The sequence below is a fragment of the Skermanella sp. genome, from assembly GCF_059503625.1.
In genome coordinates this window covers 1-7,391 of the sequence record NZ_JCACHA010000916.1, presented here as the reverse complement: position 1 = coordinate 7,391, position 7,391 = coordinate 1, and the positions used below count along the sequence as shown (strand labels likewise).

Genomic DNA, 7,391 nt, shown 5'->3' with positions numbered 1-7,391 from the left:
TCCGATGAACTGTCGATCAGGGAAGACAGGATGCTGACCGATTCGGTGAACAGGTAGGCCGTCAGCTTGGTGACGATCAGCGTCGCCGCGACGGCGACGCTGGCGTAGGTGGCGCGGCGGCGCAAGGCGCCGTCATGATCTACAGGCTCTGCCCGGTCCCGCTTCGAATCGGCCATCTTGTCGTTCCCTTGCACCATACGGCGCTATTAAGGGAACAGCCGCTCCGTTGTCCATCCCTTATCTCCCGCAGCATTTTCCCCGGCCCTTCCTCCGGCACGATGGAAAACCACGCGGTCGTGAAGCCGGAAGGGGCGGTCGTGCCAGAACTCCATCCGGCTGGGAAGTACACGGAAGCCCGACCAGTGCGGCGGCCGGGGGATCGTTCCGATCGCATGCTTCGCGGTGAACTCCGCCACTCGCTTTTCCAGCTCCCAGCGTCCTTCCAGCGGCCTGGACTGGCGCGACGCCCAGGCGCCGATCTGGCTGCCGCGCGGACGGCTATGATAATACTCGTCCGCTTCCGCCTCGCTCACCGCCTCGACCGGACCTTCGACACGGATCTGCCGCTTGAGCGATTTCCAGTGGAAGCACAGGGCCGCGTTGGGATTTTCAGCAAGCTGAACGCCTTTTCGGCTTTCCAGGTTCGTATAGAAGACGAACCCCCTGTCGTCGATCCCCTTCAGAAGCACCATGCGGACCGACGGCACGCCCGAGGCATCGGCAGTCGCCAGCGCCATCGCGTTGGGATCTTCAGGTTCCGACTTTTCCGCATCGGCCATCCATTGGCGGAACAGCCCGAAGGGATCGTTTGCATTAAACTCAATCATCTGTGATCCCCGTCATACGCTGGAGTGAAACGGAATATACATTATTAGAGACGATACGGATTTCCATGCGTCGGCGGACAGACAGGTCGGCCGATTTCGATGGCAGGTATCCTCGGCGGGGGATGCCGGTCCGGTGTCCGAATTGGCAGCGCCTGGGTGAGCCGTCGCACTCTGGCATGAATCAACGAGGCTTTGCAGCAAGATGGTCAAGAAATTCGCTCCGGCGCTCCTCGCCTTGACGCTCGTCGCCGGATGCACGACGGACGGGATCGGTCCGAAGCAGGGATTCGGCACTTTGGGCGGCGCTGCCGCGGGCGGCCTGCTCGGTTCGCAGATCGGCGGCGGCACCGGCAAGCTGGTCGCGGTCGGCGCCGGCACGATCCTCGGTGCCCTGCTCGGCAGCGAAATCGGCTCCTCCCTCGATCGCGCCGACCAGGCTTACGCCGGGCGCGCGGTTCAGCAGGCTTATGCGGCTCCGATCGGACAGAAGATCGTCTGGAACAATCCCGAGAGCGGCAACTCCGGCGTGATCGTGCCAATCCGTGAGGGCCGCCAGTCGAACACAAACGCTTATTGCCGGGAATACCAGCAAACGGTTACTGTCGGGGGCAGAACCCAACAGGCTTTCGGCCAAGCTTGCCAGCAGCCCGACGGTTCCTGGAAGATCGTGCAGTAAGCTGCGGCGATCGATCGGGATAGTCGGACCTGTCAAGACGCCCGCCACCGTTCTGGATGGCGGGTGTTCGCCGTAGTGCCGGATCTTTTTGACAGGATACTTTATCTCGTGGCCGTCATGCGCGACCCTTATCAGGTTCTGGGATTGACCAGGTCGGCCTCAGCCGAAGAAATCAAACAGGCTTACCGGAAGCTCGCAAAGCAGTATCACCCGGACCTCAATCCGGGCCGCCCCGACATCGAACAGCGGTTCAAGGACGTTTCGGGCGCCTACAACCTGCTGTCCGATACGGAAAAGCGCGGCCGGTTCGACCGTGGCGAGATAGACGCCAACGGCAACGAACGTCCGCTTCACCGGGCGTATTCGGGCGGTGGACGCAGCGCCGGGGCGGGTGCCGGCGACTTCGGCGGTTTCGATGCGGAGGACCTTTTCTCCGACCTGTTCGGCGCCGGCCGCCGTCGCGGCGGAGCCGGTGGCGGCGCCGGCGCCGGCTTCAAGCAGCGCGGCACCGACATCGCCTATTCGGTCACCGTCCCGTTCACCGAAGCGGCACTTGGCACCAAGCGCCGAATCAATCTGTCGACCGGCAAGAGCATCGACGTGGCGATCCCGCCGGGCACCGAAGACCAGCAGAAGCTCCGGCTGAAGGGCCAGGGCATCGCCGGCATGGGCGGGGCACCGGCCGGCGATGCGATCGTCGAGGTCCATGTCGAGCAGCACCCGTTCTTCGTCCGCAAGGAATCGGACATTCACCTCGAACTGCCGATCAGCCTTCCCGAAGCGGTGCTGGGAGCGACGATCAAGGTGCCGACGCTGGGTGGTCAGGTCGCGGTCAAGGTGCCGCGCGGCTCCAACACGGGCGGCACCCTGCGGCTCAAGGGCAAGGGGATTCCCGACGCTAAAAGCGGGATAGCCGGCGATCAGTACGTGAAATTGAAAGTCGTTCTGCCCGACCCTCCGGACAGCGAACTGGCGTCCTTCCTGGAGCGCTGGGCCAAAGACCGCAGCTACGACGTCAGGAAAAAGGTCGGACTGGAATAGGGGTGATGGCTGCGCGGAATCGCCGGGCTTGAAGGCCCGGCACCCGCACGGCGATCTATTCGGCTATTCGATGACCCTGATGGACGGCTTGGCCGGCAGGCCCGGCTCGTGGTCGCGGATGGGACGGGCGGCGCGCGGACGCGGCGCCTGGACCTGATGGGACGGTTCGGGCAAGGCGGTGCCGGTATCGATGAGTTCCCGCAGACGCCTCTCCGCACGCTCCACCGTGCCGAACAGCCTTGTCTCCCCCGCGTCGATGGCGGCGATCAAGGCGTGCAGCATCTGCCGCATCCGTTCGTTCTCGCCCTCCAGCTTGGCGGCGGCCCCGCGGGCGACGCGCAGTTCCTGTGCCTGCCGCTCGACTACCGAGGCCAGCTGCTCGATCTGGGTGATCAGGCCGCTGGTGCTTCCACGGTCGCGGCCGGCGCCTTCCAGGCGTGCCAGGGTATTGTTGAACTCGTCGAACAGGGCGTCGTCACCGCCGCGGTGATGATCCCCCGTGCGGCGCGAGGAGGAAACTCCACCTTCAAGATCGCCCCCGCGAGGGCGGATTTCAAAACTGCCCGACACCGTCATCTCCAGTACCCGTAACGCGGATCCTCCGCCGCATGGAGACAATTTTGGGGCTTGATGGTCAACAAGCGGTTAAATGGCGCGCAGTTGGGCATCTCCTTTCCGCCTTATTTTCGGCCTATGCCGGAGCCAACCAAACGGCTTGACGCGGGAACCGCAAACCGCGCTTATTCTTGGCAATTCCAAATCAAAACAAGGAACAGGTCAGGCACAGTCATGATTTATGCAACGGCGAGCACCTGGGCTCAGGACTTAAAGAAGCGGTTGAGTAACGTTCCGTTCAACATCGGTCCGCTGGCCGGCCTGATCGGGTTGGGCAGCTATGCGTGCTTTATCGTCGCAGGGGTCACGCTTTGGCTCGACGAGACAAGGTCGGCCTTTGCCGCGCTCGCTTCGTTAGTGGTCTTTGTAATTGGCCTGATCATGTTCGGCTGTTCCCTTCTGCTGCGCGCTTCGGTGGCGCAGCCTCAGACGCCGCCGGCGAAGCGCCCGCTTGAAATGACGCATCACGCGGCCGAATGACCGCGGCGGGCTGCCCGGTTTCGCAGAAGGAGCCGGGCCGCCTGTCTTGCCGTCGCCCTACAACTCACGCCCCCCAGAACTTGGGGTCGAGGCGAAGACGGTTGTAACGAACAAGCCGACAACGACGCCAAAGAAGGCGAGCGCCGCGAGAGGCGTATGAAATACCACCAGAGCGGCGATGGCGAGAACCAAAGTCGGAATTTTCCACATAGCGAAGCCATCCACTATAAAGTCAAAAGTAGTAGGAATAACCTCTTTAGCGACGAGGGGACTCTTTCGGCAGCGAAGTTACTTGACCTGTAAATGGCAACATTCGGCTCTCAGTCATGCTTAACGGCAATTAAATCTCTGTCATTAATCTGTCTTTTACTCGGTCACGCTAATTTGGCTCCATCGGAACGGAGCGAGTTTCAATGCCTATCAGCAGCTATCTACTGACACCCCCGCGCAGTCTTGAGCAGGTCATGGCCGATCTGGGACTCCAGCCATTCGACGGTTCCACTTTGCGTCACGACAACAGCAACAACCCGCCGGATGCAGAGCGTGACGCCGAGGCTTCTTCAACCTCGGCGTCGTAACCGTCGACTCATCCGGTCAGAACCGCCCCGCCCCGACGGCGCCGACATAAACACTGTAGAGCGACGTCGTGGCGGTGATGAACAGCCGGTTCCGTTTCGGTCCGCCGAAGGCTAGGTTGGAAACCACCTCCGGAACCCTGACTTTCCCCAGCAGATCGCCGTTGGGCGAGAAACAATGGACCCCGTCGCCGGCGCTGGTCCAGACGTTCCCGTCGGTGTCCAGGCGGAACCCGTCCGCCAGCCCGGGCTCGATCGTGGCGAAGACTTCGCCGCCCGACAGGCTCCCCGATTCGGAAACGGTGAAGGCGCGGATATGGTGCGGTCCGTCGTCACGGTGCGAAGCTCCCGTATCGGCGACGTAGAGCATCTGTTCGTCCGGTGAGAAGGCGATGCCGTTCGGCTTGTCGAAGTCGCCGGCGGCCACCGCGACTTGGCCGGACTCCGGATCGATCCGGTAGACGTGGCAGCCGTCCTGCTCGATCTCGGACTTGTGGCCCTCGTAGTCGGTCAGGATGCCGTATGGCGGATCGGTGAACCAGATCGAGCCGTCCGATTTCACCACGACATCGTTGGGCGAGTTCAGGCGTCTCCCCTTGTGGCTGTCGGCCAGCACGGTGATGGAGCCGTCGTACTCGGTCCTCGTGACCCGCCTCGCGCCATGTTCGCAGCTCACCAGCCGGCCCTGGCGGTCGCGGGTGTTGCCGTTGGTGAAGTTCGACGGCGAGCGGAACACGCTGACGCCGCCACCCTCCACCCAGCGCATCATCCGGTTGTTCGGTATGTCGCTCCAGATCAGGTGCCCGCCGTCTCCAAACCAGACCGGTCCCTCCGCCCAACGCATTCCCGTATGCAGTTTTTCGATGAAGACATTGCCGAGCGCGTAACGGCGGAACCGGCTGTCGACGATCTCGAAAGGACTTTCCATCTTGCTTCCTCCTCCCCTATGGGTTTTCCCATGGCGATTTTTTGTTGCCATGGCAAACGATCCGCTGCCCCATGGGCGGCGTCAACATCAGAAAATTCAGACAGAGTGCATGGAGGAAACACGATGCCACGCTTCGCCGCCGATAAGCTCGTCGGGTATGCCGAAGCCCTGCTTCAGGCTTCCGGCCTGCCGGCAGCCCGGTCCAGGACCGTCGCGGAGATCCTGGTGGAAGGTGACCTGTTCGGCCACACCACCCATGGTCTCCAGCTGCTGCCGGGCTACCTGAAGGAAATCGATGCCGGCACCATGACGACCGGCGGCGACCCGGAAACGATCGCCGACACCGGTCCTGCGATAACCTGGGACGGCCGGCGCCTGCCCGGCCCCTGGCTGGTGGTCCAGGCGCTCGATCTGGCGAGCCAGCGTGCCGTCCAGTACGGCACGGCTACCGTCGTGATCCGGCGCAGCCACCATATCGCCTGTCTGGCCGCCTATCTGAAACGAGCGACCGACCGGGGACTGGCGATCATCCTGGCAAGCTCCGACCCGGCCGGCGCCAGCGTGACGCCTCATGGCGGCATCGGCCGAATCATGACGCCCAACCCATTGGCCGCCGGCTGGCCGACATCCAAGGGGCCGGTCCTGCTCGATGTCAGCATGTCCACCACCACCAACGGGCTGACCAACCGCAGCCACGCCGAAGGCAAGCCCCTGCCCCATCCCTGGCTGATCGACGGCCACGGCAACGCCACCGCCGATGCCTCCGCGTATTTCGCCGATCCGCCCGGGGCGATCCTGCCGCTCGGCGGCCTCGACCTCGGTCACAAGGGCTATGCGCTGGGCTTGATGGTCGAGATGATGACGTCGGCGCTGGGCGGCTATGGCCGCGCGGACGGAGCGACCGGCTGGGGCGCCTCGGTCTTCCTCCAGGTGTTCGATCCCGACGCCTTCGGGGGCCGTGACGGTTTCATCCGGGAAACGACCTGGCTGGCCGATGCCGCACATGCCACGCCGCCCCGTCCCGGCGGCCCGCCCGTCCGGCTGCCGGGAGAAGGTGGCCTGAAACGGCGCGCGGATCAGCTCCGCAACGGGGTAGAGCTGTACGACGGCATCCTGGAAGGACTGGAGCCCTGGGCCGACCGGCTGAGCGTCGCGAAGCCGCACAGCCTTTCTTCCTGAACAGCCTTTCGTCCTGAACGCCTTTCTTCCGGAACACCCTTTTGATCCTAATCAATGATTGGGTACCGGCAACGGGAGGATGCTGGTTTGGAGGGCAGAGAGCCCTCTGTCTGCCTGCCAAGGCGGCAATGATGCGATAAGAGGGAGAGAAACCATGGCGCTCAAGAACCTGGTCGTCGTCGTGGACCAAACCGCCCAGTCCACCGCGAGGGTCAATACCGCGATCCTGCTGGCCGAGAAGCACGACGCGCACCTGACGGGCCTGTTCATCGCCTCTCCCCCTGTCCTCCCCAGCTATGTGGCGGGCGAACTGGGCGAAGGCATCATCGCCATCCAGCGGCGTACCGCCCAGGAGCATGCGGACGAAGCCGCCGCCCTCTTCCGCCGGGCCGTCGAACTGGCCGGTATCGGCGACCGGTCGGAATGGCGCGCCCTGCGCGGCAATCCGACGGAAGTGACCGGCATCGTCGGCCGCTATGCCGACCTCGTCGTCGTCGGTCAGGTCGACCCCGACCGCGACGGCGAGGTGCCGCCGGTCCATCCGGAGGACGTCCTGTTCAACTGCGGCCGGCCGGTGCTGGTGGTTCCCTATGCGGGGCGGCCGGCCAGCATCGGCGAACGCGTGGTGATCGGCTGGAACGCCAGCCGGGAGGCCGCCCGCGCCGTCAACGATGCCCTGCCGCTGCTGGAAGCTGCGCAGAAGGTCAGCGTCCTTGCCGTCAACCCGAAGCCCGGCTTCGACGGGCTGGGCGACGAACCGGGGGCAGACATCGCACTCCACCTGGCGCGCCACGGCGTCATGGTGACCGCCGATCACTTCTCGGCCAGGGGCATGGATGCGGGCGACATGATCCTGAACTACGCGACGGACGTCTCGGCCGACCTGCTGGTGATGGGCGCATATGGCAGGTCGCGGCTTCGCGAACTGGTGTTGGGCGGCGTAACGCGGCATATTATGCACCACATGACCATACCGGTGCTGTTCTCACACTGAGCGGCGCCGTTTTTCTTCAGGGAACGGGACTGCCATGATTCTGGTTTTCGGCTCACTCAACATGGACCTCGTGATG

The 7,391-nt window shown here is 63.9% G+C and carries 9 protein-coding genes; 6 read left to right on the top strand and 3 right to left on the bottom strand.

From position 1 onward, the window contains the following. Nucleotides 1-206: 206 nt before the first annotated feature. Nucleotides 207-827: a pyridoxamine 5'-phosphate oxidase gene (pdxH, locus tag AC5JJ6_RS33430; RefSeq protein ID WP_496046175.1), complete on the bottom strand. Its 621-nt coding sequence runs from the start codon at nucleotides 825-827 to the stop codon at nucleotides 207-209. Between the two features lie 202 nt (nucleotides 828-1,029). On the opposite strand from pdxH, the gene AC5JJ6_RS33425 reads away from it, so the two are divergent. Together AC5JJ6_RS33425 and AC5JJ6_RS33420 are read left to right on the top strand one after the other, a co-directional pair. Next, nucleotides 1,030-1,503, top strand: a complete 474-nt coding sequence (locus AC5JJ6_RS33425; RefSeq protein WP_044425538.1) for an RT0821/Lpp0805 family surface protein — start codon at nucleotides 1,030-1,032, stop codon at nucleotides 1,501-1,503. Nucleotides 1,504-1,620: 117 nt separating this feature from the next. Continuing rightward, the gene (locus AC5JJ6_RS33420; protein ID WP_496046176.1) at nucleotides 1,621-2,544 is read left to right on the top strand and encodes a DnaJ C-terminal domain-containing protein; all 924 of its coding nucleotides are present in this window, start codon (nucleotides 1,621-1,623) and stop codon (nucleotides 2,542-2,544) included. A gap of 63 nt (nucleotides 2,545-2,607) precedes the next feature. Here AC5JJ6_RS33420 and AC5JJ6_RS33415 read toward each other — a convergent pair whose 3' ends face one another. Beyond that, nucleotides 2,608-3,114, bottom strand: a complete 507-nt coding sequence (locus AC5JJ6_RS33415; RefSeq protein WP_496046174.1) for a hypothetical protein — start codon at nucleotides 3,112-3,114, stop codon at nucleotides 2,608-2,610. A gap of 57 nt (nucleotides 3,115-3,171) precedes the next feature. Here AC5JJ6_RS33415 and AC5JJ6_RS33410 point away from each other — a divergent pair, with 57 nt between their 5' ends. Together AC5JJ6_RS33410 and AC5JJ6_RS33405 are read left to right on the top strand one after the other, a co-directional pair. Beyond that, complete coding sequence (locus AC5JJ6_RS33410) at nucleotides 3,172-3,639, top strand: hypothetical protein (protein WP_496046173.1); 468 nt, start codon at nucleotides 3,172-3,174, stop codon at nucleotides 3,637-3,639. 413 nt (nucleotides 3,640-4,052) lie between these two features. Further along, nucleotides 4,053-4,217: a hypothetical protein gene (locus tag AC5JJ6_RS33405; RefSeq protein ID WP_496046172.1), complete on the top strand. Its 165-nt coding sequence runs from the start codon at nucleotides 4,053-4,055 to the stop codon at nucleotides 4,215-4,217. 16 nt (nucleotides 4,218-4,233) lie between these two features. On the opposite strand, the gene AC5JJ6_RS33400 is transcribed toward AC5JJ6_RS33405, so the two are convergent. Further along, nucleotides 4,234-5,142 (bottom strand): SMP-30/gluconolactonase/LRE family protein, encoded by a 909-nt coding sequence (locus AC5JJ6_RS33400; RefSeq protein ID WP_496046171.1) that lies wholly within the window; start codon nucleotides 5,140-5,142, stop codon nucleotides 4,234-4,236. A 123-nt stretch (nucleotides 5,143-5,265) separates the two neighbouring features. Between AC5JJ6_RS33400 and AC5JJ6_RS33395 the strand changes: the two genes are divergently transcribed. Together AC5JJ6_RS33395 and AC5JJ6_RS33390 are read left to right on the top strand one after the other, a co-directional pair. Then, on the top strand, nucleotides 5,266-6,321 hold the full coding sequence (locus AC5JJ6_RS33395) for an Ldh family oxidoreductase (protein ID WP_496046170.1): 1,056 nt from the start codon (nucleotides 5,266-5,268) through the stop codon (nucleotides 6,319-6,321). Nucleotides 6,322-6,475: 154 nt separating this feature from the next. Beyond that, nucleotides 6,476-7,315 (top strand): universal stress protein, encoded by an 840-nt coding sequence (locus AC5JJ6_RS33390; RefSeq protein WP_496046169.1) that lies wholly within the window; start codon nucleotides 6,476-6,478, stop codon nucleotides 7,313-7,315. Nucleotides 7,316-7,391 lie beyond the last annotated feature (76 nt).

Bases quoted from the DNA above. Each gene is read 5' to 3' on its own strand.
- pdxH (WP_496046175.1), bottom strand. From the start codon at position 827: ATGATTGAGTTTAATGCAAACGATCCCTTCGGGCTGTTCCGCCAATGG.
- AC5JJ6_RS33425 (WP_044425538.1), top strand. From the start codon at position 1,030: ATGGTCAAGAAATTCGCTCCGGCGCTCCTCGCCTTGACGCTCGTCGCC.
- AC5JJ6_RS33420 (WP_496046176.1), top strand. From the start codon at position 1,621: ATGCGCGACCCTTATCAGGTTCTGGGATTGACCAGGTCGGCCTCAGCC.
- AC5JJ6_RS33405 (WP_496046172.1), top strand. From the start codon at position 4,053: ATGCCTATCAGCAGCTATCTACTGACACCCCCGCGCAGTCTTGAGCAG.
- AC5JJ6_RS33400 (WP_496046171.1), bottom strand. From the start codon at position 5,142: ATGGAAAGTCCTTTCGAGATCGTCGACAGCCGGTTCCGCCGTTACGCG.
- AC5JJ6_RS33395 (WP_496046170.1), top strand. From the start codon at position 5,266: ATGCCACGCTTCGCCGCCGATAAGCTCGTCGGGTATGCCGAAGCCCTG.
- AC5JJ6_RS33390 (WP_496046169.1), top strand. From the start codon at position 6,476: ATGGCGCTCAAGAACCTGGTCGTCGTCGTGGACCAAACCGCCCAGTCC.